This is a genomic window from Rickettsia endosymbiont of Nabis limbatus (genome assembly GCF_965196655.1).
GTDB lineage: Bacteria > Pseudomonadota > Alphaproteobacteria > Rickettsiales > Rickettsiaceae > Rickettsia.
Window position 1 is genome coordinate 642772 of record NZ_OZ239771.1, and the last position, 26771, is coordinate 669542.

Sequence of the window (26771 nt, forward strand, 5' to 3'; positions counted from 1 at the left end):
TTACGGGGATATTGATAATACTGTTTTTGTTATAAAGTGAGTACAAAATACAAATTGCTAATTAAAATATGGTATTTATAGTATAAGAAAAAAGTTTATAGGTTATTGAAAAAACTTTAAGAGCAATAACCTATGATAATGGATTTTACAGAAATATTTTGTTACGTCGATGATTTTTTTCAAGAATTAGACAAGCATACAAATTCAATTACTAACCATAACAACAAATCTGGTCCTAAAAGTCGACTTAACAGAAGTGAGGTAATAACAATTATAATAGGCTACTGGCAGTCATCTTATGATTGTTTTAAGAATTATTATCTGAAGCAAATATGGATTTATCATCAAAGAGATTTTCAATTAGTAAGCTATAGTCAATTTATAAAAATAATAGGTCCACATTTACCACTATTAGTACTGATATTCAATTCTATTTTGGATCAGTGTGATGGCCTTTCTTTTGTAGATTCAAGTAGTATAGAGGTATGTAAGAGATACCGTATTTCAATGAATAAAGTGTTCGCCGGCATAGCAGCACGCAGTAAGACAACAAAAGGTTGGTTCTATGGACTTAAACTACATCTAATAATTAATAGAGCCGGTGGTATAGTTAAAGCATCTTTTAGCCCTGGCAATAAGGATGATAGAAAACAGCTGGAACTGATGATCAAAAATCTTTTTGGTAAAGTATTCGGAGATCGTGGTTATATTTCACAACAATTATTTCAACAACTTTTAGAGCAAGGAATTTTTATGGTAACTAGGGTAAAGAAAAATATGAAAAATAAACTTATGTCTATGTTGGATAAAATATTATTGCTTAAAAGAGCATTAATAGAATCTGTGTTTAGTAAAATTAAACTATTGGGGAAGTTTGAGCATTCAAGGCATAGATCAGTTACAAATGCCTTTGTGCATATGGTTGCAGCACTGATAAATTATCAAATGTCTGATAATAAACCTTCTATTACATCTCTCTTGATATGCTAAATCCTATGCTATATTAATTCGAAACTCGCGTTTTATAGGATGACTATGACAGAATATGAAAAAGGGAAACATACGGTATATTATCACAGGTATCACATAGTATGGATAACAAAATACCGTTATAAAGTATTAACCCAAGTTATCAAAGAAAGGATTAGGGAAATCATAGCTCAAGTTTCAGAGGAAATGAATATTAGGATAGTAAATGGGGTGATATCATCTGATCATGTACATATTTTAGTATCGATACCTCCTAATATAGCAGTAAGTGAATTTGTACAAAGAGCAAAAGGTAGAACTTCACGTAGAATACAACAAGAATTCCCAGAATTAAAAAAGAGATATTGGGGGAAGCATTTTTGGGGAAGAGGTTATTTTAGTACAACAAGTGGTCTCACAGATGAAGTAATTAATGAGTATATAAATAACCATACAGAAGCTCATAAACCAACTTCTATTTCTAACATTAGATTGGAATAAGCTTTAGCTTAAACTCTACGGCACTTCTAGTGCCTATCATCAACCTACCGGCTCTCAGCCGGTAGTGGTTGAGATTGAAAAAAGTCATTTAGTAAATTTGGACAGATTTGAGAAATTATTAGTGGTAGCTGCTATCAATTCAGCCTTAATAATCAAGAATGGATTAATACAAAATGCACTAAATCCAATTCGTATAAAAAGCTATAAAACCATTGAAAAACAACTATTTTCATTATTTACTTATTATGGCTTTGATTATATTAAAAATGCCTTCTATCAATCTATAATAGCTATAACTCAACTCATAGATACCTTATTACTACCTCCAAAAAAAGAGCTTTTTCACACTCTCAACGCCCCATTACAAAAATTGTAGGGTACTATGATAAATAAACTACAAATCATTGGAAATTGATTATCGTAAACAGCCTAAACTTGCTTTACTTGCCATTCTTAGCTTTTATTCATGCTATTATTAAACTTAATTCTTATTGACTTATATTATGAATGTTAGCAATTATGAAATAATTTTCTCAACAACTACAAACGCTACACAAATAGGGTAATCATCAGAAAGGGAAAGGCGGATATTAAAAGGAAGAAGTTTTTGAGTATAATCTGAGTCTAGCTTTACTATCGGTTTGCCTAATTCATCATTAAATACAGTGATATCTTTAAAATTAATACCGCGACCTATACCAACGCCAAAAGCTTTACTAATTGCTTCTTTAGCAGCAAAACGCTTTGCCAAAAAAGTAGCGTGACTTTCTTTCTTTAGCAAAGCAAATTTTTTTAATTCTTCGGTATTTAAAATTCTTTTAGGAAAAATTTTCGGATATAACTTTATTATCTTTTCAATTCTAGGAATCTGTACTATATCCGTACCAACACCTATAATCATTTATTTATCTTCAAAGTCTTCACCAGTTTCTTCAGTAAAAATTTGATCATCTAAATCAGAATAATCTTCTCCAATGTAAACTTCTGGTAAATATTCAAATTTTTCTTCTAAATCTTCTGACTCATCTTGTTCAACAGTAGGTTCTATTCTACTTCTTGTACGTAGGCTATTAATAAAATCTTGTTCTAACTGAGCTACTGATACTTTTCCGGAAGCAATTCTGCGTAATGCAATAACTGGAGGTTTGTCACGCTTTTCTTTTTTGCTTTGATTAGTTTCTACTTTATAATTTAATAACTTAGCATATCTAGTTGCATAAATAACTAGCTGAAACCTATCAGGTATAACTTTACTACAATCTTCTGTTGTAATTCTTGCCATTATTTTCTCCGTTAAAATAATAAATTTTTTGCGTCATCTCATGGGATTAGTCGTGTCATTCCTACGGAAGCAGAAATCTAGCAATAAAAAAATTTAATATACTAGATTTTTGCTTTTTATAGATCCCTACTTTTAGCGAGGATGACATAACATATTATACTCTTTTTATATCTGCACCGCAATTATTTAATTTCTTCTCTAAATTCTGAAAACCACGATCTAAATGATATATACGATGTAATACTGTTTCACTATTATTACTTAAGCCTGCTAAAATTAAAGATACTGAAGCTCTAAGGTCACTTGCCATAACTTCTGCACCTTTTAAGCTTTTAACGCCTTGTACTATTGCTTGATTACCTCGCACTGTTATATCCGCACCCATTCTACACAATTCAGGTACATGCATAAAACGATTCTCAAAAATATTTTCGGTAATTATTGAAGAACCTTGGCTAATAGTCATAAGACTCATAAATTGTGCTTGTAAATCGGTAGCAAAGCCCGGATATGGGTTAGTTTCTAAATTTACAGCATTTAACTTATCTGCATAAGTTACCTGTACTCCATTATCTATAGGCATAACTATTATACCTGTTTCAATGAGCTTTAAAGCAATATTTTCTATGATATGATAATCAATGCCGTTAAGTTTTATATCACCTTTAGTAATAGCTGCGGCAAACATATAAGTTCCTGCCTCTATACGATCAGGTAATACCTTATAACTTGCTTCATGCAAAGAATCTTTACCATTTATCCTTATTTCGCTAGTACCAATTCCTGAAATGTCTGCCCCCATCTTATTAAGACAGGTACATAAGTCAACTATTTCAGGTTCTCTAGCACAGTTAAATAATAATGTTTCGCCATCTGCTAGAACGGCTGCAAGTACGGCATTAATAGTAGCTCCGACTGAAATTTTATCAAAAATGAAATGTGCACCTTTTAAACGCCCCATAGTTGAAGCGTTAATATAACCGTCTTCAATTGTAATTTCAGCTCCTATAGCTCTCAAAACTGCAATATGAAGATCTACTTGTCTTGCTCCAATCGCACAACCACCTGGCAGAGAGACCTTTGCTTTACCATAACGGCTAAGCAGAGGACCAAGCACCCAAATAGATGCTCTCATCTTACGAACTATCTCATAATCTGCCGTTAAATTATTGATATTTGAGGTATTAATTACTAATTCAAACTCATTTTCATGTTCTATTATTTCGATATCTGCTCCATGACTTTTTAGCAATTCTTTCATAGTACTAACATCCGTTAATTTCGGAACATTAGTAATATGTAGTTTATCGGTCAGTATAGAAGCTGCCATAATAGGAAGCACTGCGTTTTTAGCACCGCTAATATTGATAATACCTTTAAGAGGTTTACCGCCGTGAATAATTAATTTTTGCATAAATGTTTTGTAAAAGTATTAATTTATGTCATCCCGTGGTGGCATTGTTGCATGGATCGAAAAACTCCCTAAGGTAGTCATACCGTGGCTTGGGAACTAGATCCAGAAAATAATAAAAAATACTAATTTTATTAGTATTTTTAACTGGATCCCGTGAATAAATCACGGGATGATAGAAGAGAATGATCCACGCAACAATGCCTCCCGTGGTCAAGCCACGGGATGACAGGGGGAATGTATTATACGTCCAGGTTCACAACGTTTAATGCATTAGACTGTATGAACTGCCTACGAGGCTCGACTACATCACCCATTAGAGTGGAGAATATCCCTTCAGCTTCGTCAACTTCTGCTACTCTTACCTGCATTAAAGTTCTTTTTTTAGGGTCAAGGGTGGTATCCCATAACTGATCTGAGTTCATCTCACCAAGTCCTTTAAAGCGTTGAACGCTGATGCCTTTTTTTCCGCAGTCTATAATAGTATTTAGCAATATGCTAGGAGTTAAAATATCAAATTCTTGGTTTTTTACTATAAGCTTTAATTGCTTATTAAATGTATCAAAAATTGTTAAAGTGAGTTTTGATATATTTATAAACTCAAATGATTCTAACTGCTCTCTTAGCAATATTTTACGTTCTTTTAAGCCTCTACTAAACCGGAAAAATTCTATTTTATTTTCATGTTTTAAAACTTCCCAATCTGTTTTATCAGGTGATTGCTCCAAACTATTTAACGCATTTAAAGCTTTTATAAGTCTTGAATCGCTTTCATTATTAAATATTTTATTATTAAGTAGATCGTTAATTGCCAAAATTTCAGTGATAGAGCGGTTAAATTTTTTGCTAGCATGATCAAGTAAACTATTGAACTTTATCACTTTACTCATTAGTTCTTCTAGATTTTCGTTTGCCAGCTGCTCTTTATTATCTAAAGTTAAAGTAGCATCACTAATTGCTGATTTTACTAAGTAATCTTGCAGTGCTTGCTCATTTTTTAAGTAAAGCTCACTTGCTCCTTTCTTCACCTTATAAAGAGGTGGCTGTGCTATATATAAATATCCTTTATTTATCAGCTCCGGCATATGGCGGTAAAAGAAAGTAAGCAATAAAGTTCTAATATGCGATCCATCAACGTCAGCATCGGTCATGATAATAACTTTATGATATCTTAGTTTTTCAAGTGAGAATTCTCGGTTATCAACACCTGTTCCAAGAGCTGTAATTAACGTACCAATTTGATCAGAACCAAGCATTTTATCAAACCTTGCACGCTCAACATTTAGGATTTTACCACGTAGAGGCAATATAGCTTGAATTTTGCTATCCCTACCCTGCTTTGCTGTACCGCCCGCTGAATCTCCCTCTACTATAAATAACTCAGAAACTGCCGGATCTTTGGCATGACAATCTGCAAGCTTACCTGGTAAGTTCGATACTTCTAATACTGATTTTCTTCTAGTTAATTCTCTTGCTTTTCTAGCAGCCTCACGAGCGTTAGCTGCTTCCATGATCTTATTGATAATCAGTTTTGCATCAGCCGGATGTTCTTCAAACCATTCAAGAACTTTCGTATAAACAGCATTTTCAACAATCGGTCTTACTTCAGAACTTACTAGTTTATCTTTAGTTTGTGAGGAAAATTTAGGGTCAGGAACTTTAACAGAAAGTACGCAGCATAGCCCTTCCCTAGTATCTTCACCACTAAAAGCATTCTTCGCTTTTTTGTTAAGTCCAGTATTTTCAAGATAAGCGGTAATAACGCGTGTTATTCCTGATTTAAACGCACTAAGGTGAGTTCCGCCATCACGTTGTCTAATATTATTGGTAAAGCACAGTATATTTTCATGATAAGAGTCATTCCAATGCATAGCAAGCTCAAGGCTTATACCGGATTCAGTATTATCTGCATTAACTACGATACATGAATGAACAGCATGTTTTGCACGATCTAAATATTTTACATAAGCTTCAATTCCGCCTGTATAATAAAATTCTACTTCTTTTACCTCTTCAAATCTATTATCTGTTAGTAAAATCTTTACTCCGGAATTTAGGAAAGCAAGCTCACGAAGACGATGTTCTATTATATTAAAATCAAATTCTATATTAGTAAAAGTCTCTACTGATGGGAAGAAAGTAACTTCCGTACCTTTTTTGTCTACATTTTCTTTAACAACTGCAAGCGGTGTTTCCGTTATCCCGTTATTAAATCTAATAAGATGTTCCGTATTATTACGCCAAATACGTAGCTCAAGCCAATCAGAAAGAGCATTTACGACTGATACACCAACACCATGCAGACCACCAGAAACCTTATATGAATTCTGATCAAACTTACCACCGGCATGTAGCTGCGTCATAATTACTTCAGCTGCTGATATACCCTCTTCCTCATGAATCTCAACAGGTATACCTCGCCCATTATCAGATACAGTTACCGAGCCGTTTTTATTTAATACAACTCTTACTAAATCACAATAACCAGCTAGTGCTTCATCGATAGCATTATCGACTACCTCATAAATCATGTGATGTAAACCAGATCCATCACCGACATCACCAATATACATCCCTGGTCTTTTTCTTACAGCTTCAAGACCCTTTAAAACTTTAATAGAATCAGCACCATATGATGATTCATTCAACTTTTCTTCAAATTCCGACATAATATTTTTTACTTGTTGCTAGAAACAATAAAAATAACTATAACGGAACTTATTAGATTCGTCTATATCTTTTCAATAGTATTAGAGATAACAATGGATAAATTAAAGTTAAAAAATATTTTCGATGTGATGAATGATTATGACATATTTTTGTTTGATCTTTGGGGCGTAGTAGTTGAAGGTGGGCATACCTACCCTAATGTTGTACAGAATATTAATAAAATCATTGAACAGAAAAAAGTATATTTTGTTACCAATGCTCCAAGAAATACTTTTTCTCTGCATCAGACACTTAAATCTTGGGGGTTAAATGCTGAACCAGAAATGATTATTAGTTCTGGTGAAGTAGCAGTACAAATGATTTTAGAAAGTAAAGAACGTTTTGGTATCGAAAAACCGGTAATATATCATTTAGGTCATTTAGAAAATGATATCATAAACGGCATACAATGCCCTATCACTGATGATATTCAAAAAGCTAATATTCTCCTGATGACAATTTATAGAGATGAAAGTGAAAATTTAGACTTAAACGAATTTGATGAGTTACTTAAAATTGTTGTAGAACGTAAGATAGTTAATATTTGTGCTAATCCTGATCTTGGGATAAATCAACACGGAGTTTATAGATATTGCAGTGGTTATTATGCTCAGAAAATAAAACAGCTAGGCGGTAAAGTAATCTATAGTGGTAAACCTTACGAAGAAATATATAGCAAAGTTTTGCAAGAGTGTCATAATGTCTCTAAAAATCGGATGTTAATGATTGGCGATACTTTCTATACTGATATACTTGCAGCGAATTGGCTTGGCATAGATTCAGGGTTAGTATTAACAGGAAATTCTAGAGATTATCACCTTGAGTTTAATAATCTCGACGACAAGCTATTTAATTTAAGAAAAGTTGCTGAAAAACAATCGGTTATGCCAAGTTTTGTAGTAAATTTATCTTAGGTTAGTTGTCATATCGAGGCTACCTGATATGTCATTCCGTTGATCACAGGAATCCATGATAAAGCAAGAGAAATCGAGCTTTCAGTACTAAAAATTTAGTATATTTTACCATTTAATTTATAGATTCCTGCTTTTAGCTGTAGAAGTCAAGATTTGATCTTACAGGCACTATAAAAATTATATCTGAATATCTGATAAATTATGACTGTCAGATGAGTATTCAAGATATAAGATTTCATTGTTCTTTTCAATAGCTAATTTCTTACTATCCTTAAAAGTTTGCATAGGCGTTTTACCATAACAATATTTTCCTGAATGTGGTCGCTCATTATAGCTGTATCAAAGAATTCTTGTTTCATAGTGTCATTGTCAAATAAAAAGGGACCAGTAAATTGCACGAAAAAGGGACCACTATATGTAAAAATTTTTATGTCAAATGACCTCCAAATTTATAGTTATTAATACGATAACTTTTACCTGTGATGTTTAGTATATGTGCATGATGTACTACTCGATCAATAATTGCATGAGTTAATAACTCATCAGCAAATATTTCATTCCATCTTTCAAAATCCTTGTTTGTGGTAATAATGGTAGATTTATTTTCATATCGTTTAGCAATAATATTAAAAAAATCATCTACTGAATGTTTTGGTAATTGCTTAAAACCTAACTCATCAAGAATTAATAAGTCAAATGATAAGAGTAATTTAACTTTTTTGTGATAGCTATTATCTGCTCTTGCAATATGTAAATTATAAAGCATATCCGATACCGTAGTAAAATATACAGAGTATTCTCGTGTTAAAGCTTTTAATGCTAATCCAATAGCAAGATGAGTTTTGCCAGTTCCAGAATTACCTATGAATATGACATTGCCCTTAGTATTAATATAATCACAAGTAGATAAATCACTTATTACTTTGGCATCAATACTTGGTTGGAACTGAAAATCAAAGTCTTCTAAATTTTTAGTGACTGGTAATTTAGCAGCACTTTTACGACGACGGTAATTATTATCCTTACGGTGAGATTTTTCATCTTCACATAATAGTGAGAGAAATTCTTTAAATCCTAGTTTATTATTTTGAGCATAAATAATCCTTTCATTTAAGCTATTGACTATACCTGATAATCTAAAACTACGTAGGTCATTAAGCAAGTTCTGCATTCTGACCTCCAAACTCTGGCAATGGTAAGTTTACTGCATTACTATTTAAGATATTTTTAATTTTAGAGTAAGAACTTATACCGTAATGTAATGCTCTATGACAAGCTTTATCTATTAACTCATCATTGTAAACCTTACGTAAAGAAATAATACCTCTAGCACAACGTTGCCAATCATTTACTCGTGTTTGTTGTAATAACTCTAATAATAAACTGCAATTATTTCCTATCTGCTGCATTTGTTGTTGATAATGTTCACTATATTCTATAAAACCTGGGCATAGACGTTTATATTTGGCATAATGAGACGGATTAGTGGTAAATATTCCTTTGCCATCTGTTCTAACGTGCCTTGCTATTAAATCATTTTGGATAGAAAATATTTGAACAAGTTTTGGTGATAATTGTACCAGTACCTCACTGTATATATATTTTGCCGGTACGGAATAATAATTATTATCTATGGTGATATGACAATCTTTTGCTACTTTTCGATTATGCCACGATGACAAATCAAACGTTTCTAATGGTAAAGGCATTAAATTATTACTTTCTTCTTGCTCAAATAGTTCCTGAGGAATTTTTTTAGTAGTACCATGTATTCGGTTATTTGCTTTATTTAACCAGTTAGCAAGATCATGTGTTAATTCTTCATATCTATGAAATTTACGTCCAGCAAAAAAATTATTTTTGACATACTTTATTCCTGATTCTACTTTGCCTTTTTCTTGAGGTTGATATACACGACAAGGAGAAAGTAAAATTCCATAATGATCAGCTAAACGTTTGTATTCCTTCTGATATACGGGCTCATAGAAATTGCTATCTACCACTCCAGCTTTAAGATTATCAAGTTTTATTACTTTTGGACTGCCAGCAAAATAATTAAATGCATTGATATGACATTGTATCCATGTTTGACAACTTTGATCAAACACTACTTCATAATAATCAAGGCGACTATAACTTAAACGCATATTAAATACATATGCTTTAACTCTACGCCCCTTAGAATTATACTGTAAGCCTATGTCACCAAAATCTACTTGTGCTTCCTCTCCTGCTAAAGTATGAAAACGAATGCAACTGTTATTTTGTATCTTATATTTTTTGATATAACGGGTTAGCGAACCATAACTTTTTGTATAACCTTGAATTTTTAACTCTTCAAAAATTCTTATGTAACTTAGATTCTTTTCTAATAACTCAATTATTTGTTCGTGCCAAGAATCCAGTGCTGAAGATCGTTCATAGGGTGCAGGAGATTCTGTACCAGACTCTACATAACGGTTTACTATTTTTCTTACTGTTTTACGGTCTATTCTCGTTAGTTTGGCAATATTTCTTTGACTATTGCCTTGCTTATAAAGGGTGATAATTGTTGTGTACATATTTATTCTTATCATTGTATCACTAGATATTTATTTTAATTAATTATCTAGTGAATATTGCACATTATAACCTTATTAGGTTACACCAAATTCTCTGGTCCCTTTTTCGTGCAATTTACTGGTCCCTTTTACTTTAGCAATGACATTTATAGGACTTATCCTGCTTTCGGTAAGGATATATGCCATTCTTATAAAATTAGAAATATACTACTCTCCAAAGAAGTTTTAAAAATGAATACTTAAGGTGGATTAGAGTGAATGATATTGACCATTCTGATATTATAGTAAACAGAGTTGAATTATATACTATTTATACAGTATCTTTTAATCTCTTAGGGTTTAATTCCCCGAAGGTCTGCTTCGTGATATACTAGATGCATGGAAGAAAGCAGTTATATACATAAAAGTCATAATGTCACAGTACTAATATATCATTTAGTAACACCGGCAAAGTATAGAAGAGTAATATTCAATGAGGAACTAGACGATTATTTATGTAAAATTTGTGAGGACATAGAAGCTCGTTATGAAATTAGATTTTTGGAAATAGGAGTAGATAAAGATCATGTACATTTTTTACTACAGTCAATACCAATGTATCAATGTATAGCCCAACAAAAATAACTCAAATCATAAAAAGTATTACATCTAAGGAAATGTTTAAGAAATATCCAAATCTTAAAGAAAAATTATGGGGAAGTGAGTTTTGGAGTAAAGGATATTTTATGAGCACAGTAGGTAAACATGATGATGAGCGGAAATTACGTAATTATGTAAAAAATCAAGGTTCAGGCAAACCTTCTTATAAAGCATTTCAACAAAAACAGTTAAAACTTTTTGGATAGATACCTCGTAGCTCTGCTGCGAGGAGTATCATTTTTTTAAAAACATATCTCATAACGTAAATGGGTTAGTATTAGCGGTATTCGCTATATCCTTAAAAAAATAAAATATTTCCTATAAATGGCACATAATTCAACTCCGTTTACTATAAATCAAAATAGTTATAATCAATGCAACATTGGCATTGGATATGACCATAATATATGTCATTCCCTTGAAAGTTTTCTCACATAGATTAGTTTTATAACATCATTGTGAAGATGAGTGAGACCTATTATGTCATATAGCGTTAATCAATAAGGTTGATACATGAAATTTTGCGAGTCTCGATTGTGCTCACGTATTTTTATACGTTCTGCAATCTCGCTCGTAAATTTAATGCCTAAACCTTATTGCTTTTTGCTATACCATAACGAGTATTGTTGCAATGGTTCCACAAACACCTTCAATGTTATACTGTGGTGGCATTGTTTGCGTGGATGCCAAGTCGTCATTACGAGGAAATTATAAAGTAATTTACGAAGCAAGGAAGTATAAAACATGCTAACTTATAGCATTTTTATTACTTATTTCTGGATTGCCACGCTGCTCCTTGCAGTCGCACGTAATGACAGGAAACTGATCCACGCAGACAACGCCACCATGGGGTGACCTAGATGACAAAGACCTATAGGTTATACCTTAACAGGCATGACTACAAATATATCCTTAGGGCTTTCAGGGAATTTAATATGTACTGGTGCTGAAATACCTGAGAAATATAGCTCTACTAAATCTGATTTTATAGCTTTTAGAACGTCTTCTAAATATTGCGGGTTGAAGCCTATATCTAGAGTAGCTTCACCGTTATACTCATAAAAATTTTCTGTCTCTTTTGAAGAGTTAATAACTTCTTTTGCATTTCCTCGTGCTTCCCCTATTGCACTTATTTCTAAAGCCTCAACGGATAAAGATAATTTTACGGCTCTAAACTTTTCAACTGTTATTATTGCTATTCGCTCGATAGTATCGGCAAATATTTTGCGGTTAATTACTAGTTTTGAGTTGTTATTTTCTGGGATAAAGCTACTATAATCAGGAAAAGTACCATCAATTAGTTTTGATAGCATAATAACATTTTCATTGCATATAAACTTAATCTTATTACTGCTTAAAAGTATTTCTATATCCGCATTTGCATTTTTAGAATCTTTTACTATCTTTAAAATCTCTTCGGCACTTTTTTGCGGTAATATAACACCGAAATCCTCTATTTTTTCAGCTAACGCTACAGATGAAATAGAAAGTCTATGCCCATCAGTACTTGCAGAATAAAACTCGCCATCTTTTACATGTAAATAAATACCGTTTAGATTATAACGAGTCTCATCTAAAGAAACTGAAAATTTTGTTGATTCAATTATTTTAGCAAACTCGGCACAAGAAATTTTAAAGCTAGCTTCTGGATTAATGTTATCCATCACAGGAAAAGACTCTACCGGTAGAGTAAATAAATTAAAGCGACAATTTTTTCCTGTTATTTCAAGCCCAGTAGTACCTAAATCAGTTAAAGTAAGCTCTGAATCAGGAATTTTTCTAACTATATCATTTAAAGTTTTAGTAGATACTGTAAGCTCACCCTCACTTACTACCTGCACTCCTATCTTTTGGCTCAAATATAAATCCATATTAGTAGAGCTAAGCTCTAACTGCCCATCCTTTGCAGATAATTTTATATTTGCAAGCTCGGATATTACATTACGTTTTTCAACAACAGAACTTGCAAAACCAAGTGCTTGAACTAATGTTTTTGTCTCAACTATTACCTTTAACATATTGTTATTCTCTTAATGTTCCTTGAAATTTCTGCTCAATACTGGCAATTAAATCTTTGCTGAATGAATTTAAATCATCTTCATTTAAAGTGCGATCATCAGCTTGAAGCCCTACTCTAATTGCAATAGACTTTTTACCTGAAGGTAATTTATCACCGCTATAAATATCAAATAATATAACTGATTTGACAAGCTTTTTGTTAAAATTATTTATGTATGATATTATTTCACCAACTGGTTGATCATGAGTTATAATAAATGCGTAATCTCTAAAATTAGCTTGGTAATCAGATATTATAAACTCGTCTCTCTTGCCAAATTTAGCTTTAGGTGCAGGTAAATTTGTTATATTTAGCTCAAACGCAAATACTTCCTCTTTAATATCATAATGCTTTAATATTTTAGGATGTACCTGCCCAAAGTGACCTAATAAATTTTTCCCCAAGGCTAAATTTACCGATCTAGTCGGATGATAATATAAAGGTGTATCCTGATTTGACACAATACACTTTTCTATAGATAAACCAGCATAATAAAAAACAGTTTCTAGATTACTTTTAAGGTCAAAAATATCATAGCTACGCCCCATCGAATGAGGGTTTTTATTATTATATGAACCGGTTAAAATTGCTGTTAAATAAGTTGCTTCTGTATTTAAATTTAGAAAATTTGGACCGACTTCAAAAAAAGCCATATCTTTTATTGAGCGTGCAAGATTTTTTCTAACTATAGAAAGTAATTTTGGCACTATAGTAGGACGCATATAATCATCATCAATGCTTATAGGATTCAGCAAAAATAGCTCATCTTTTAGCTCAGTAAATAATTTAGCGTCCTTGCTGTTCATAAATGAGTTGGTAACTACCTCATCATAACCTTTACTCGCAAGTATCCTTTTAAAACTTGAAATTTTTTTATGATCTCTTAAGTGACTATTGTCCTGCTCTAATTCCGGTAGTTTTATGCTCTCTATCTTATCATAACCATAAATACGGGTTATTTCTTCTACAATATCCTCTAGAATATTTATATCATGACGCCAAGATGGAGGTATTATTTTTATAACATCTTCTTTAATATTAGTAGCAAAGCCAAGTTTATTTAATATAGCTTCTATCTCTTTGATATTTAACCCTTTTATATAACTTGCTTCTAAAGGTAATTTGGGCGTCAATCCGGTACTCGCATCCTCACGTACTTCTTTGTACGCTGCGGTGCGAGGTGAAGTGTTTCCTACAAATTCTCCTTTATTAGCTTCGTTATGTAGTAAAAGGGTTAACTTAATCCCAGTAATTTTTTCTAGATAATCTGCTGGAAAATCCAACGTTTTTTTTGCGGGTTCTTTTTCACCATCTATTACCGGTTCAGATACTTCACAACCATCACATATCGATAAAATAAGGTCAGTTGCTATATTTAAAGCTTTTTCTGTAAAGTTTCTATCAATATTACGCTCAAAGCGATATCTGGAATCAGTATCGATTTGTAGTCGCCTACCGCTTGCTGCAACCATTTTAGCATTAAAACAAGCAGCTTCTAGCAATATATTTGTTGTGTTGCTATCACAGCTACTACTAATCCCGCCAATAATACCAGCTAAAGCTTGCACTCCATTTTCATCTTTTACGACTAAATCAGTTTCACTAAGTAGATATTTTTTGTCATTTAGAGCGTGGAATTCCCTGTTGTCATACCGTGGCTTGACCACGGTATCTTTGGAGTTTTCTTGGGTCCCGCGGTCAAGCCGCGGGATGACATCTGCTTCCTCATGACGATCTACAACAATCTCCCCCCTTATTTTATCAGCATCGTAAGCATGCATAGGCTGACCAAAACTATAGGAAATATAATTTGTCACATCAACTAGGCTTGATATAGGCTTTACACCAATATTTTTAAGCAATCTTTGAAGCCAGTCAGGACTTGGTTTATTCTTTAGATTTCTTATTTCTCTGAACGTAAATAACGGGCAAGATTCTTTATCTTTTATATTTAGCCTTATTTTAGAAGTAAATGTACTTTCTACCTTTGGAATTTCTAGCTTTTTAAGCGTTCCGATTCCTTTTGCCGCTAAATCTCTTGCAATGCCGTAAACCCCTAACGCATCACCACGATTAGGGGTAACATTAATTATAAATACTGGATCATCCAAGCCGTGATATTTGGTAAAAGGTTCACCGATTACAGCATCTTTAGGTAATTCTATGATCCCTTCGGATTCGGAAGCTAAAAATAACTCTTCTTCAGAGCAGAGCATGCCACAACTTTTTTCCCCTCTAATGTTAGATTCCTTAATCTTAAACTTGCCGTTGGGAATTTCTACACCGATATTAGCAAGCACTACTTTTATGCCGGCTCTTGCATTGCTTGCACCGCAAACTATTTGCAGCATACCACTTTTAGTTTCAACATCACAAAGTTGTAACTTATCAGCTGACGTATGGGGTTTAGTGTTTGCAATATATGCTACTTCAAATTTTTGTAAATATGCTGCTTTGTCTATTACTTCCTCTACTTCAAGTCCTATGGCGGTTAAGTTTTTAGCAATTTCAGCAACCGAGGCTGATGTATCTAAAAATTGTTTTAACCATGATAGTGTAAATTTCATTTCGTAAGCCCTCCTGCTAAATTTGGTATATCAAAAGCAGGAAAACTATAATGTTTGAGCCAACGCATATCTCCTTCAAAAAATTGTCTTAAATCTTTAATATTATATTTCAGCATTGCAAAACGCTCTACTCCAAGTCCTAAAGCAAAGCCTTGGTACTGGCTACTATCAATGCCTACATTTTTAAGCACGTTTGGGTGAACCATACCGCAACCTAAAACCTCAAGCCATCTATCATTTTTACTCATTCTAATATCAACTTCGGCTGAAGGTTCAGTAAAAGGGAAAAAGCTAGGTCTAAAACGCAACTCAATATTTGAATTTTCAAAAAAGCATCTTATAAATTCTGTGATAACATATTTTAAATGCCCCATATTGATATCTTTATCAATAACAAGCCCTTCTATTTGATGAAACATCGGCGTATGAGTCATATCCGAGTCCGATCTATAAGTTCTACCCGGAGCTATAAATCTAAAAGGTGGGTTACCATTTTTCATTGCTCTGATCTGTACTGTAGAGGTATGAGTACGAAGTAACATAGGCTTATTGTTTTCCTGACCTTTTAAATAAAAAGTATCATGCATTTGCCTTGCGGGATGATCATCTTCGAAATTAAGAGCAGTAAAATTATGAAAATCATTTTCAATGCTTGGACCATCTTCTATCGAAAAACCAAATTTAGCAAATACTTGGATTAATTCTTCCATACATTGCGTTATTGGATGAATTGAGCCTTGCTTATATTTACGAGCAGGTAAGCTTAAATCAATTTTATCGGCAGCAAGCTTTAAATTTAATTCCTGCTCCTCTAGAACCTCTTCTTTAGTTTTTATTATATTCTGCAATTCTTCTTTTAACTTATTGATTTTTAAACCAAATTCTTTACGTTCCTGTTCACTTAAAGACCCTAATTTTTTAAGCTCGTTAGTAACTATGCCGTTTTTACCCAAAAACTCTACTTTATATTCTTGTAAAACTTTTAGATTTTGCACGAGTAGAATTTTCTCTTCTGCTAGTCTTAATATTGTTTCTATATTATCCATGATTTTTTTTATTTTGTTATAATAAAACGTCATTGCAAGGAGCGTAGCAACGTGGCAATCTAGTCAAACATCCTGAGATTGCCAAGCAGTCTTCGACTGCTCGCAATGACGTTAATGCTCACTTTTAAACTAACACACATTTCATACACCCATCTTCCATCCCTACCAACTTCGCTTTAAATACCTGCCCTATTTCTAGCGGTTCGTTTAGCTTTACCGGTATAAAATTCTCAGTGTGGGCGATATTATTATTTTCTACTAGTAGCTCTACTTTCTGCCCTATATGCTTCTTGAAAAATTCAGCTAATTGCTTCTGCCCTTCTTGTCTTAAAATTTCGGCTCTTTCTTTTCTAATAGCTTTAGGTATTTGCGGCATACGTGCTGCGGGCGTTCCTTCTCGCTCCGAATACGGAAAAACATGCAAATATTGCAATGATGCCTCTTCTATTAATTTCCTAGTATTCTCAAACATTTCAGGTGTTTCCGTCGGAAAGCCCGCTATAATGTCAGCCCCAAATGATACTTCAGATCTGATTGCTCGCAGCTTATTGCAAAACTCAATTACTTCCGCTCTATTATGCCGTCTTTTCATCCGCTTTAATATCATATCGTCGCCTGCTTGTAAACTAATATGGAAATGCGGCATTATTCTTTGATTATAAGCTATAAGCTCAAAAAGCTCATCATCTATTTCGGCAACATCTATTGAAGATAGACGAAGCCTTTTTAAGTCAGGCACTAAATTCAAAACCCTTTTTATCATCTGAGCAAAGGTTGGGCTTCCGGGCAAATCACCACCATAAGCCGTAACGTCAACACCGGTAAAAACAACTTCTTTAAAGCCCTTTAATACTAGATGCTTCATCTGCTCGGCTATAGCTCCGATTGCTGTTGATCTGCTTCTCCCCCTACCGTAAGGAATCATACAAAAAGTACAATTATGATTACAACCATTTTGCACCTGAATAAAAGCACGAGACTTGCCGTCAAAACTACTAATTAGATGATTTGCTGTCTCTTTCACCGACATTATATCGTTAACGACTATTTTTTCATCATTAATTTGATAATGATTAGGCAACAGTTTCTCTTCATTACCTATAACCTTATCAACTTCTGGCATATCGCCGTATATTTTTGGATTAGTTTGAGCACTACAACCCGTAACGATAATTTTTAAATTGGGATTATTTTTTTTAGCGGCACGAATGGCTTGACGCACTTGTTTTTCAGCAGATTTAGTTACTGCACAAGTATTAAATACTGTAACATTATCAAGTCCTGAAGCTGCAAGATTTTTTCTTATTATCTCACTTTCATAGATATTAAGACGGCAACCAAATGTTACTATTTCTTGCTTCAGATTACTCACGATAATATACTCCTTGAGCTACCATCGTAGCCGGTCCTTGCATTATTATATTACCATTTTCCTCTTTCATAATAAGGCTGCCATATTTATACACCACCTCACATGGCGAGTGAATAAAACCGAGCTTTAAACCGGCAGCGAAGCTACCGCAAGCGCCACTACCACAAGCAAGGGTTAGTCCTGCTCCACGTTCCCAAACTGATAAATAAATCTTATTGTCTCTAACTTCAGCAAAATTAACGTTAACACCATCAGCAAATAGTTCTTTATCTTGTAACTTTTCACCGACAATTTTTTGATCTTGCAGCTCTAGCTTACTAAAAATAACCAAATGCGGATTACCGACATCAACACAAACTGTTTCTTTCAAATCAATCATATAACGCTCGGCAAACTCCCAAATCTTATCACGATTTGGCATCCAAGATTCATTAAAGCTAACACTACCCACATTAACACTAATATTATTTTTATCTATAACATGACATAATAATTTCTTACTACCTACTACTACAGTAATATCTTTTTTACCTGTATTAAGATAGATCAATTTTGCCAAACACCTCGTAGCATTACCGCATAATTTAGCACTAGAACCATCAATATTATAGATAATCATTTCGTAAGAATCATTTTGTTCTTCGTAAATAATAAATTGATCGCATCCAATACCTAAATGACATTCTGCCATACTCTTTGCTATTTGTGATAAATCATGTGTATTTGCTAAATCTTGCTTATTAACAATAACGAAATCATTACCAAGACCATGCATTTTTACGAAGTTAATCTTACTGCTCATAGTATAATTATAATATTTAAGATTGTATTATAGCAAATTTCTTAGAATTTGCTATAATGAAAGTTAGTTATTATATATAAAAATAGATTTTCTATGCTACTTTCACGTTTCTTAGATCCTAAGAATAACTACGCCTTTTTAAAAATTTTCGGCACTGAAAAGAATAAGGATATACTCATCCATTTTCTTAATGATATTTTAGGTTACACAGGAGAAGAACAAATCAAAGAAGTTACTTTTCTAAAAACCAATCAAGACCCTGATATTGCAGTCTACCGACAATCTATTGTTGATGTATTATGTAAAGATAAGAACGGCACACAATTTATTGTAGAAATGCAGGTAAGTAAGCACCCAGGTTTTGAAAAAAGAGCCCAACTTTATGCAGCTAAAGCTTATTCAAGACAAATACTTAAAGAAGATGAAAATCATAAAAAAATGGAAGTATATGCTAAGCTAAGAGGTGTAATATTTTTAGCTATTGCTGATTTTATTTTATTTCCAAATAAAAAAGACTGGAGATCAAACCATAGGCTGCTTGATACAAAAACTTATGAGAATGATTTACAAGATTTTTACTTTATTTTCATAGAACTAGAAAAGTTTAATAAAGAGCTGGATCAATTAGAGAATCTTCAAGAAAAATGGGCATATTTCTTTAAACATGCACATGAGAGTAGTTTAGAAGAGATGGAGCATTTAATAGGTCACGATCCTATTATTAAGAAAGCTTTTTATGCATTAGATCAAGCTAGTTGGTCGGAAGAAGATCTCAATACTTATGAAAAAATGGTAAAAACTGAGATGGATAATTTAGCTGTAGAAGAGCAAAAACTTATGGATGCTGAAGCTAGAGGTGAGGCTAAAGGTGAAGCTAAATTAAAAGAATCAAAAATTATTCTAGCTAAAAAAATGCTGGCTAAAAATAAATCTTTAGATGAAATTATTGACTTTACCGACTTAACTAAAGAAGAAATTGAGAAATTAAAGTAAAAATGAAGATACTAAATATTATGCTAAGCCGTGATCTTGGTGGTATACAACAAGCTTTTTTAGACTATAACACAGCTCTTGAAATGCAAAATATTGAGGTAATAAATGTTATCTCCTACAAGGCAAAAATAAACTCGTTTATATCTAGCAATTTTAAGATCCCTAACTTGTTATCTTTTGACTTAATTTCAGTTCTTGTTCTGAAATATATAATCTATAAAACTAAGCCTGATATTATTATAGCTCATGGCAATAGAGCAATAAATTTTAGTAAACTTGCTAAAACATCTAATATTAGATTAATTGGAATTGCTCATAACTATAGTCTAAAGGGATTGCGTAAATGTGATTTTGTTATTGCTTTAACGCATCATATGAAAGAACATTTATTAAAAAATAATTTTTCCAAATCCAAAATATTTATCCTGCCAAATATGATAAATATCACCAAAACATTTATTTCAAATAAAGCATATAAAAAACCGATTGTAATTGGTGTATTAGCAAGATTTGTAGCTAAAAAAGGTATTGATGTTTTTATTAATGCAGTAAAAATTTTACAGGATAAAAATTATGAAATTCAAGTAGTTATAGGTGGTAATGGAGAGGAACAGGATAATCTAATTTCTTTAGTAAATAAGCTTAATTTACAAAACAAAATATCATTTACAGGATGGGTTAGTAACAAAGATAAATTCTTTGAGCAAATCGATATTTTTTGTCTTCCATCGTTACATGAACCGTTTGGGATCATATTACTTGAAGCAATGGAAAACAGCTTACCTATAGTTAGTACAGATACTGAGGGTCCTAGTGAAATCCTAAAACATATGCAAGACGGACTAATTTGCAAAGCCGGATTATCAAAAGATTTAGCCGAAAAAATTGCATACCTAATAGACAATCCACAAAAAGCAAAAGAACTTTCTCAAAAAGCTTATCTAAAACTAACTCAAACCTATAATATTAAAGTTATTTCAGACAAGTTAGTAACATTATTACATGGTTTAAAAATAGTTAGTTGAAAAAAGATTGCAGTATATTGACATAATAGTTTAAAGAATCTTAATTAAAATTAAGTAATATTAATTTATCTTAATTTTAATGAATATACTCGATGAACTTCAAAAATTAGCTACGTCGTTCTACAAGAATGTTATAGTTCTATCACTTCTAATACTATGCAGCTGTAAAGCAATACATGATCCCCTGCCTAACCTGCCATTACCTAATAGTTGGAATAATTATTCATTAGCATCTCAAAATAACCAGATTTCTAAATGGTGGTTACAATTTAACGATCCGGTACTTAATAACTTAATTGAGGAATCTTTAGCTAATAACTCTAATATTGAGCTTGCAATGAGCAATGTAGCGATAGCAACAGCTCAATATAACCTTGTTAATTCTTACAAAACTTACGCTATGAGTGGAAGAGTGATAAATTATTGTAAGAATAATTAAACATGTCAAAGAGGAACAGATTGCAAGCAATACCAATTAATAGAACAGATTACTGTCAATTTTTAACAATTAGCCAAAAGAATTATAGTTTAACCTACTACGCTGAACATGCCAAGAAATGTAGCCATGATGTTATTAATAGATTTTTAGAAAATGAAAAATATACTCCTTCTTTGTTATGGGAACACATTAAGAATGATGTTATCTTTTCATCTAACGGATATACAATATTTGATGATACGGTGTTAAACAAAAGGAACACAAAGAAAATAGAGGTTGCTAGATCGCAGTATAGTGGAGCTACAGGTGGAGTTACTACCGGTATAGGAGTAGTGAGTCTTGTATATTATAACCCCGATATTGATAAGTTTTGGGTAATAGATTATCGCATTTTTTCATCTGATCATGATGGAGCGACGAAACTAGATCACCTACTAAAGATGTTCAATAATGCTGTTTAACGCGAGTTTCGTATTCATAAAGTCGCTGTATAGCTGATAAATACTGGGTTACGGTGGATATTGATAATACTGTTTTTGTTATAAAATGGGCTTAAAATGCATAAATTTTCAGCAATTTGTCTTTTTTGACTCCAATTATTACAGTATGAAACTTATCCAATCTCCCAAAAGCCTTAAAAAATCAGGATTGTGGCAAATTCCTTAACTATAATTTAGGCATCTTAATACGAAACTCGCGTTGTTTATAGTAAAAAGATTCCTTTTCAAACTGTACTTTTTGACACATGGTATGCTACACACAAAATTATGCAACATGTTGACTCCTTGGGCAAATATTATTATGCCCCTATTAAAGCCAATAGAAATGTTAGTAAAACGTGTGATTACGAGCCTTATAAAGTTGTTAGCAAGTTGACGTTTTCAGATGAAGAAATTAAGAATGGAATGGAGATTCATATAAAAGGATTTGCCAAAAATAAGCATGTTAATTTGTTTAAATTTACTGTTTCTACCAACAGAGTTGATTATGTTGTTACCAATAAGGGACTGTTGCGAGATGAGAGGGTAGCAGGTATAATAAAAAAATAAAAAATATGTTTATATGTCAGAGTATCAAATGCTAATGGTAAGTTTAGATGAGTTAGTAAATGCGGATCATCAATATCGTAAATTCAAAAGTTTATTCAAATTCAAAGCAGTTGAAGCTGAGTTATTAGCATTAGAATGCGAAGCTAATTATAAAGGATATGGTATAGAGAGGCTGTTTAAATGTTTGCTGCTACAATTTATGGAAGACTTATCTGATCGGGAATTAGAACGTTATTTAGCTGATAGCACAGCGGCGAAATGGTTTTGTAATTTTGCTCTTACAGAAAAGACACCTGATTATAGTGTATTTAGTAAAATACGTAAAAAAATAGGTACTAATTTACTATCAAAAATATTTACAAAATTCCGCGATCAACTACGAGTACAAGGCTATATGGGTGAAGTATTTACCTTTGTAGATGCTTCTCATTTAATCTCAAAAGCTAATCTCTGGGAGGAACGTGATAAACTAAGAGCACAAAAATATGATAAATTGAATAATGAGACTTTGCCTAAGGTTGCAAAGGATAAACAAGCCAAAATTGGCTGTAAGGGAGGGAATAAATTTTGGTATGGTTATAAAAAACATGTGAGTGTTGATATTCAATCAGGCATGATCAATAAGGTTGCAGTTACCCCTGCAAATGTTACCGATAGCAAAGGTTTTAAGCATGTTATGCCAAGTTCTGGTGCTACATATGTTGATAAAGGTTATTGTACAATCTCTACCAAGAATGCAGCAGCTAAAAAGGGAGTCCATCTTTGTGCAATAAAGAAAAATAATATGAAAGATAAGAATTTTGACCTTGATAAATATTATACGAAAATCAGAGCACCTTTCGAGATGGTATTTTCAAAAGATAATAAGCGGGTTAGATATATAGGAATTGCCAAAAATCAATTCTCCGAATTTATGAATGCCATATGTTTTAATTTAAAACGATTAGTGGTTTTAACAACTTTAATGGCTTAAAGAAATTTATTAATAAAAATTCTAACTCTGTAAACAAATCTCTATTAAATTACTACACTATTGAATAACATTTATCTCTATATTAAACAGAATTTCTTTTTTAAAATATTTATTACCTCCTTTCCTCTTATTTTACTATCAAAAATTATCTTTCAACGACCCCAATAACAAAACTCAAAAATCTTCTAAAGCTGCACAAGATGAGTTTGGCTTGCGATGGGTAATTGAGAGCATGCATAGAGAAATTAAGCAACTGACTGGTATAGAACGTTGCCAATGCAGAAAACAGCGTATCCAACGTAATCACATTAGTTGTGCATTTCTAGTTTGGGCTTTTCTCAAAAGAACTGCAAATAAAATAGGTAAAACGGTCTACCAAATAAAGTTAGGGCTTTTAGATGACTATATGCAACAACAGCTTCGTTCTCCATCTTTACGATATTTAGAGGGGTCGTTGAAAGATAATTTTTGATAGTAAAATAAGAGGAAAGGAGGTAATAAATATTTTAAAAAAGAAATTCTGTTTAATATAGAGATAAATGTTATTCAATAGTGTAGTAATTTAATAGAGATTTGTTTACAGAGTTAGAATTTTTATTAATAAATTTCTTTAAGCCATTAAAGTTGTTAAAACCACTAATCGTTTTAAATTAAAACATATGGCATTCATAAATTCGGAGAATTGATTTTTGGCAATTCCTATATATCTAACCCGCTTATTATCTTTTGAAAATACCATCTCGAAAGGTGCTCTGATTTTCGTATAATATTTATCAAGGTCAAAATTCTTATCTTTCATATTATTTTTCTTTATTGCACAAAGATGGACTCCCTTTTTAGCTGCTGCATTCTTGGTAGAGATTGTACAATAACCTTTATCAACATATGTAGCACCAGAACTTGGCATAACATGCTTAAAACCTTTGCTATCGGTAACATTTGCAGGGGTAACTGCAACCTTATTGATCATGCCTGATTGAATATCAACACTCACATGTTTTTTATAACCATACCAAAATTTATTCCCTCCCTTACAGCCAATTTTGGCTTGTTTATCCTTTGCAACCTTAGGCAAAGTCTCATTATTCAATTTATCATATTTTTGTGCTCTTAGTTTATCACGTTCCTCCCAGAGATTAGCTTTTGAGATTAAATGAGAAGCATCTACAAAGGTAAATACTTCACCCATATAGCCTTGTACTCGTAGTTGATCGCGGAATTTTGTAAATATTTTTGATAGTAAATTAGTACCTATTTTTTTACGTATTTTACTAAATACACTATAATCAGGTGTCTTTTCTGTAAGAGCAAAATTACAAAACCATTTCGCCGCTGTGCTATCAGCTAAATAACGTTCTAATTCCCGATCAGATAAGTCTTCCATAAATTGTAGCAGCAAACATTTAAACAGCCTCTCTATACCATATCCTTTATAATTAGCTTCGCATTCTAATGCTAATAACTCAGCTTCAACTGCTTTGAATTTGAATAAACTTTTGAATTTACGATATTGATGATCCGCATTTACTAACTCATCTAAACTTACCATTAGCATTTGATACTCTGACATATAAACATATTTTTTATTTTTTTATTATACCTGCTACCCTCTCATCTCGCAACAGTCCCTTAGAACCAAACATAGCGTAAGTTTTGCAAATATCACAGCCGCAAACTTTAGTGCAAATTGATAGGTACAAAGCAGCAAAGCTAGGGATATCGATTGAGCAAATACAAAATGTTTTATATGCCGCTTATGGGGCTGAGCAGATTTCAACTTTATATACTCCTACTGCTCAATATGATATTATTTTAGAGTTAGATCCTAAATATCAAACTGATTCATCAATGTTATCCTTAGTTAATATTAATTCTGCAAATAACACTTTAGTACCTTTAACTACTCTTGCGAAAATTGTTAATAGTGTTGGTCCTTTAAGTATTTCACATTTTGGTCAATTACCTTCAGTTACAGTATCGTTTAATCTGCAAGATGGTTATTCTATCAGTGATGCCGTTCCAAAAGTTAATGAGGCAATAAGAGAGCTACAAATGCCGGCGCAACGATCACGGGAAGCTTTCAAGGAACAGCACAAGCGTTTCAATCCTCTTTCTCTGACCTTGGACTATTACTAGGTCTTGCTGTTATAGTTATCTATATCATTCTCGGCATGCTTTATGAAAGCTTTGTACATCCAGTAACGATTCTTTCAGGACTACCTACTGCCGTGTTTGGTGCATTGCTTACCTTATTAATATTTAATAGTGAGCTGGATATGTACGGCTTTGTCGGGCTTATTATGTTAATCGGTATCGTTAAGAAAAATGCTATTATGATTATCGACTTTGCCTTAGAACTTGAACGTACTAGCAATAAAAGTTCCAAAGATGCGATTTTAGAAGCTTGCACTATAAGATTTAAACCTATTATGATGACTACCTTAGCGGCATTAATGGGTGCTATGCCCATAGCTCTTGGGATTGGTAGCACAGGAGCAGAAAGAAGATCACTAGGACTTGCAGTTGTGGGCGGGCTTCTTACTTCACAACTACTAACTCTCTACATAACTCCTATTATTTTTCTATATCTAGAAGCAGCTAAAAGAAAACTACAATCAGTGTCATCCCATAGATAAGTCGGCTTTGATGAACACCTTATGCTATTATCCCATGGCTTGATCGCGGAATCTAGTTAAAAATACTTGACTTTATACGTCAATGACGTAATAATATTGCCATGGAATATATAGAATCACCATTATTTAGTAAGCTCTTAAATTCATATTTTACAGATGAAGAATATACAAGTTTTCAATGGCATTTAGCTATGCATCCTAAATCAGGAGACGTTATTCAAGGAAGTGGCGGACTTAGAAAAATTAGGTGGACAGCTAAAGGTAAAGGCAAACGTAGTGGAGTTAGAATTATTTACTATTATAAAGATAAAGAAGATCAAATTTGACTACTAACCATTTATGCTAAAAATGAAGCTACAAATATCCCAACGTCAATTTTAAAGAAAATTATGGAGGAACTAGGATTATGAAAGCAAAAAAAAATGCTAATGGTAGAGATATCGGTGCAGAAATTCTACAATCTATTAAAGATATTAAAGCAGGAAAAGGGCTAACTCAAAAAATAGAAACCAAAACTGATATAATAGATATTAGGAAGCATTTACATCTTTCTCAAGTAGATTTTGCAGCTTTAATGCATATTAATGTTAGAACATTGCAAGAATGGGAACAAGGAAGACGCAGACCTAGAGGTCCTGCGATATCTTTACTTAAAATAGCTTCCAAACATCCTGAAATTTTTATTGATTCTAAATTATAATCTCACCAGAACCTAGCTAACTTAAATTCAGGATCTAGTATAAAGATAGATAAAATTACTATTATCTTTTTTTCAAAAAACCTTTTTTCTTGAACGTATTTATAATATATTAGACATGTATTTC

Annotated in this window: 21 protein-coding genes and 6 pseudogenes; 14 read left to right on the forward strand and 13 right to left on the reverse strand. The window is 32.6% G+C overall.

Translation table 11 applies throughout. The annotated features are described in order from the left end of the window. The first annotated feature begins 132 nt into the window (after window positions 1-132). From ACOAL3_RS03760 to ACOAL3_RS03770, 3 genes are all read left to right on the forward strand, one after another. Window positions 133-990: an IS982 family transposase gene (locus tag ACOAL3_RS03760; protein WP_419234519.1), complete on the forward strand. Its 858-nt coding sequence runs from the start codon at window positions 133-135 to the stop codon at window positions 988-990. Between the two features lie 45 nt (window positions 991-1035). Continuing rightward, entirely contained in the window at window positions 1036-1470 is a 435-nt protein-coding gene (gene tnpA, locus ACOAL3_RS03765; protein WP_419235590.1) for an IS200/IS605 family transposase, read from the forward strand. A 64-nt stretch (window positions 1471-1534) separates the two neighbouring features. Beyond that, window positions 1535-1846, forward strand: a complete 312-nt coding sequence (locus tag ACOAL3_RS03770) for a hypothetical protein (RefSeq protein WP_419235423.1) — start codon at window positions 1535-1537, stop codon at window positions 1844-1846. Between the two features lie 141 nt (window positions 1847-1987). On the opposite strand, the gene acpS is transcribed toward ACOAL3_RS03770, so the two are convergent. The 4 genes from acpS to gyrB form a co-directional block, all read right to left on the reverse strand. Further along, on the reverse strand, window positions 1988-2371 hold the full coding sequence (acpS, locus tag ACOAL3_RS03775) for a holo-ACP synthase (RefSeq protein WP_395476282.1): 384 nt from the start codon (window positions 2369-2371) through the stop codon (window positions 1988-1990). After that, window positions 2372-2752: a DNA-directed RNA polymerase subunit omega gene (gene rpoZ, locus ACOAL3_RS03780; RefSeq protein WP_395476283.1), complete on the reverse strand. Its 381-nt coding sequence runs from the start codon at window positions 2750-2752 to the stop codon at window positions 2372-2374. Window positions 2753-2906: 154 nt separating this feature from the next. Continuing rightward, on the reverse strand, window positions 2907-4166 hold the full coding sequence (gene murA / locus ACOAL3_RS03785) for a UDP-N-acetylglucosamine 1-carboxyvinyltransferase (protein WP_419235424.1): 1260 nt from the start codon (window positions 4164-4166) through the stop codon (window positions 2907-2909). Window positions 4167-4405: 239 nt separating this feature from the next. Beyond that, window positions 4406-6832, reverse strand: a complete 2427-nt coding sequence (gene gyrB / locus ACOAL3_RS03790) for a DNA topoisomerase (ATP-hydrolyzing) subunit B (RefSeq protein ID WP_419235425.1) — start codon at window positions 6830-6832, stop codon at window positions 4406-4408. A 93-nt stretch (window positions 6833-6925) separates the two neighbouring features. On the opposite strand from gyrB, the gene ACOAL3_RS03795 reads away from it, so the two are divergent. After that, window positions 6926-7786 (forward strand): TIGR01459 family HAD-type hydrolase, encoded by an 861-nt coding sequence (locus ACOAL3_RS03795; protein ID WP_419235426.1) that lies wholly within the window; start codon window positions 6926-6928, stop codon window positions 7784-7786. A gap of 177 nt (window positions 7787-7963) precedes the next feature. Here ACOAL3_RS03795 and ACOAL3_RS03800 read toward each other — a convergent pair. The 3 genes and pseudogenes from ACOAL3_RS03800 to istA all read right to left on the reverse strand — a co-directional run. Continuing rightward, window positions 7964-8125 (reverse strand): annotated as a pseudogene (locus ACOAL3_RS03800) (IS481 family transposase); the annotation flags it as partial. A gap of 88 nt (window positions 8126-8213) precedes the next feature. Next, window positions 8214-8957: an IS21-like element helper ATPase IstB gene (istB, locus tag ACOAL3_RS03805; protein WP_419234522.1), complete on the reverse strand. Its 744-nt coding sequence runs from the start codon at window positions 8955-8957 to the stop codon at window positions 8214-8216. Next, window positions 8941-10347 (reverse strand): IS21 family transposase, encoded by a 1407-nt coding sequence (istA, locus tag ACOAL3_RS03810; protein WP_419234561.1) that lies wholly within the window; start codon window positions 10345-10347, stop codon window positions 8941-8943. Before istA ends, istB begins: the two co-directional genes overlap by 17 nt. 378 nt (window positions 10348-10725) lie before the next feature. Here istA and tnpA (ACOAL3_RS03815) point away from each other — a divergent pair. Then, window positions 10726-11192: pseudogene (tnpA, locus tag ACOAL3_RS03815) on the forward strand (IS200/IS605 family transposase). A gap of 672 nt (window positions 11193-11864) precedes the next feature. Here tnpA (ACOAL3_RS03815) and dnaN read toward each other — a convergent pair. From dnaN to dapF, 5 genes are all read right to left on the reverse strand, one after another. Continuing rightward, window positions 11865-13004 carry a DNA polymerase III subunit beta gene (gene dnaN / locus ACOAL3_RS03820; RefSeq protein WP_419235427.1) on the reverse strand — a complete coding sequence of 380 codons (1140 nt, stop codon included), beginning with the start codon at window positions 13002-13004 and terminating at the stop codon, window positions 11865-11867. Window positions 13005-13008: 4 nt separating this feature from the next. Then, window positions 13009-15612, reverse strand: a complete 2604-nt coding sequence (gene pheT, locus ACOAL3_RS03825; RefSeq protein ID WP_419235428.1) for a phenylalanine--tRNA ligase subunit beta — start codon at window positions 15610-15612, stop codon at window positions 13009-13011. Next, on the reverse strand, window positions 15609-16658 hold the full coding sequence (gene pheS, locus ACOAL3_RS03830; protein ID WP_419235429.1) for a phenylalanine--tRNA ligase subunit alpha: 1050 nt from the start codon (window positions 16656-16658) through the stop codon (window positions 15609-15611). Before pheS ends, pheT begins: the two co-directional genes overlap by 4 nt. Before the next feature lie 124 nt (window positions 16659-16782). Further along, the gene (mtaB, locus tag ACOAL3_RS03835; RefSeq protein WP_419235591.1) at window positions 16783-18033 is read right to left on the reverse strand and encodes a tRNA (N(6)-L-threonylcarbamoyladenosine(37)-C(2))-methylthiotransferase MtaB; all 1251 of its coding nucleotides are present in this window, start codon (window positions 18031-18033) and stop codon (window positions 16783-16785) included. After that, on the reverse strand, window positions 18023-18832 hold the full coding sequence (dapF, locus tag ACOAL3_RS03840) for a diaminopimelate epimerase (RefSeq protein WP_419235430.1): 810 nt from the start codon (window positions 18830-18832) through the stop codon (window positions 18023-18025). The genes mtaB and dapF overlap by 11 nt, the downstream gene beginning before the upstream one ends. Window positions 18833-18925: 93 nt before the next feature. Between dapF and ACOAL3_RS03845 the strand changes: the two genes are divergently transcribed. The 6 genes and pseudogenes from ACOAL3_RS03845 to ACOAL3_RS10910 form a co-directional block, all read left to right on the forward strand. Further along, on the forward strand, window positions 18926-19825 hold the full coding sequence (locus tag ACOAL3_RS03845) for an Rpn family recombination-promoting nuclease/putative transposase (protein ID WP_419235431.1): 900 nt from the start codon (window positions 18926-18928) through the stop codon (window positions 19823-19825). Between the two features lie 2 nt (window positions 19826-19827). Continuing rightward, window positions 19828-20850 (forward strand): glycosyltransferase family 4 protein, encoded by a 1023-nt coding sequence (locus tag ACOAL3_RS03850; protein ID WP_419235432.1) that lies wholly within the window; start codon window positions 19828-19830, stop codon window positions 20848-20850. 459 nt (window positions 20851-21309) lie between these two features. After that, window positions 21310-21747: pseudogene (locus ACOAL3_RS03855) on the forward strand (IS701 family transposase); the annotation flags it as partial. A 243-nt stretch (window positions 21748-21990) separates the two neighbouring features. Beyond that, window positions 21991-22290, forward strand: a pseudogene (locus ACOAL3_RS03860) (IS701 family transposase); the annotation flags it as partial. Between the two features lie 61 nt (window positions 22291-22351). After that, on the forward strand, window positions 22352-23311 hold the full coding sequence (locus ACOAL3_RS03865) for a transposase (protein ID WP_419234543.1): 960 nt from the start codon (window positions 22352-22354) through the stop codon (window positions 23309-23311). Window positions 23312-23528: 217 nt separating this feature from the next. Further along, a pseudogene (locus ACOAL3_RS10910) lies at window positions 23529-23783 on the forward strand (IS701 family transposase); the annotation flags it as partial. Between the two features lie 138 nt (window positions 23784-23921). Here the strand turns inward: ACOAL3_RS10910 and ACOAL3_RS03875 are convergent. Continuing rightward, window positions 23922-24881 carry a transposase gene (locus ACOAL3_RS03875; protein ID WP_419234543.1) on the reverse strand — a complete coding sequence of 320 codons (960 nt, stop codon included), beginning with the start codon at window positions 24879-24881 and terminating at the stop codon, window positions 23922-23924. A 110-nt stretch (window positions 24882-24991) separates the two neighbouring features. Here ACOAL3_RS03875 and ACOAL3_RS03880 point away from each other — a divergent pair. From ACOAL3_RS03880 to ACOAL3_RS03890, 3 genes and pseudogenes are all read left to right on the forward strand, one after another. Then, window positions 24992-25947, forward strand: a pseudogene (locus tag ACOAL3_RS03880) (efflux RND transporter permease subunit). A 101-nt stretch (window positions 25948-26048) separates the two neighbouring features. Further along, window positions 26049-26273 carry a transcriptional regulator gene (locus ACOAL3_RS03885; protein ID WP_419235435.1) on the forward strand — a complete coding sequence of 75 codons (225 nt, stop codon included), beginning with the start codon at window positions 26049-26051 and terminating at the stop codon, window positions 26271-26273. Between the two features lie 80 nt (window positions 26274-26353). Then, a complete protein-coding gene (locus ACOAL3_RS03890; protein ID WP_011477314.1) occupies window positions 26354-26647 on the forward strand; it encodes a helix-turn-helix domain-containing protein in 294 nt (97 codons plus the stop codon). The last annotated feature ends 124 nt before the right edge of the window (window positions 26648-26771 follow it).

Coding starts and splice junctions, on each gene's coding strand:
- ACOAL3_RS03760 (WP_419234519.1), top strand. CDS start 133: ATGATAATGGATTTTACAGAAATATTTTGTTACGTCGATGATTTTTTT.
- tnpA (WP_419235590.1), top strand. CDS start 1,036: ATGACAGAATATGAAAAAGGGAAACATACGGTATATTATCACAGGTAT.
- acpS (WP_395476282.1), bottom strand. CDS start 2,371: ATGATTATAGGTGTTGGTACGGATATAGTACAGATTCCTAGAATTGAA.
- rpoZ (WP_395476283.1), bottom strand. CDS start 2,752: ATGGCAAGAATTACAACAGAAGATTGTAGTAAAGTTATACCTGATAGG.
- murA (WP_419235424.1), bottom strand. CDS start 4,166: ATGCAAAAATTAATTATTCACGGCGGTAAACCTCTTAAAGGTATTATC.
- gyrB (WP_419235425.1), bottom strand. CDS start 6,832: ATGTCGGAATTTGAAGAAAAGTTGAATGAATCATCATATGGTGCTGAT.
- ACOAL3_RS03795 (WP_419235426.1), top strand. CDS start 6,926: ATGGATAAATTAAAGTTAAAAAATATTTTCGATGTGATGAATGATTAT.
- istB (WP_419234522.1), bottom strand. CDS start 8,957: ATGCAGAACTTGCTTAATGACCTACGTAGTTTTAGATTATCAGGTATA.
- istA (WP_419234561.1), bottom strand. CDS start 10,347: ATGTACACAACAATTATCACCCTTTATAAGCAAGGCAATAGTCAAAGA.
- dnaN (WP_419235427.1), bottom strand. CDS start 13,004: ATGTTAAAGGTAATAGTTGAGACAAAAACATTAGTTCAAGCACTTGGT.
- pheT (WP_419235428.1), bottom strand. CDS start 15,612: ATGAAATTTACACTATCATGGTTAAAACAATTTTTAGATACATCAGCC.
- pheS (WP_419235429.1), bottom strand. CDS start 16,658: ATGGATAATATAGAAACAATATTAAGACTAGCAGAAGAGAAAATTCTA.
- dapF (WP_419235430.1), bottom strand. CDS start 18,832: ATGAGCAGTAAGATTAACTTCGTAAAAATGCATGGTCTTGGTAATGAT.
- ACOAL3_RS03845 (WP_419235431.1), top strand. CDS start 18,926: ATGCTACTTTCACGTTTCTTAGATCCTAAGAATAACTACGCCTTTTTA.
- ACOAL3_RS03850 (WP_419235432.1), top strand. CDS start 19,828: ATGAAGATACTAAATATTATGCTAAGCCGTGATCTTGGTGGTATACAA.
- ACOAL3_RS03865 (WP_419234543.1), top strand. CDS start 22,352: ATGTCAGAGTATCAAATGCTAATGGTAAGTTTAGATGAGTTAGTAAAT.
- ACOAL3_RS03875 (WP_419234543.1), bottom strand. CDS start 24,881: ATGTCAGAGTATCAAATGCTAATGGTAAGTTTAGATGAGTTAGTAAAT.
- ACOAL3_RS03885 (WP_419235435.1), top strand. CDS start 26,049: ATGGAATATATAGAATCACCATTATTTAGTAAGCTCTTAAATTCATAT.
- ACOAL3_RS03890 (WP_011477314.1), top strand. CDS start 26,354: ATGAAAGCAAAAAAAAATGCTAATGGTAGAGATATCGGTGCAGAAATT.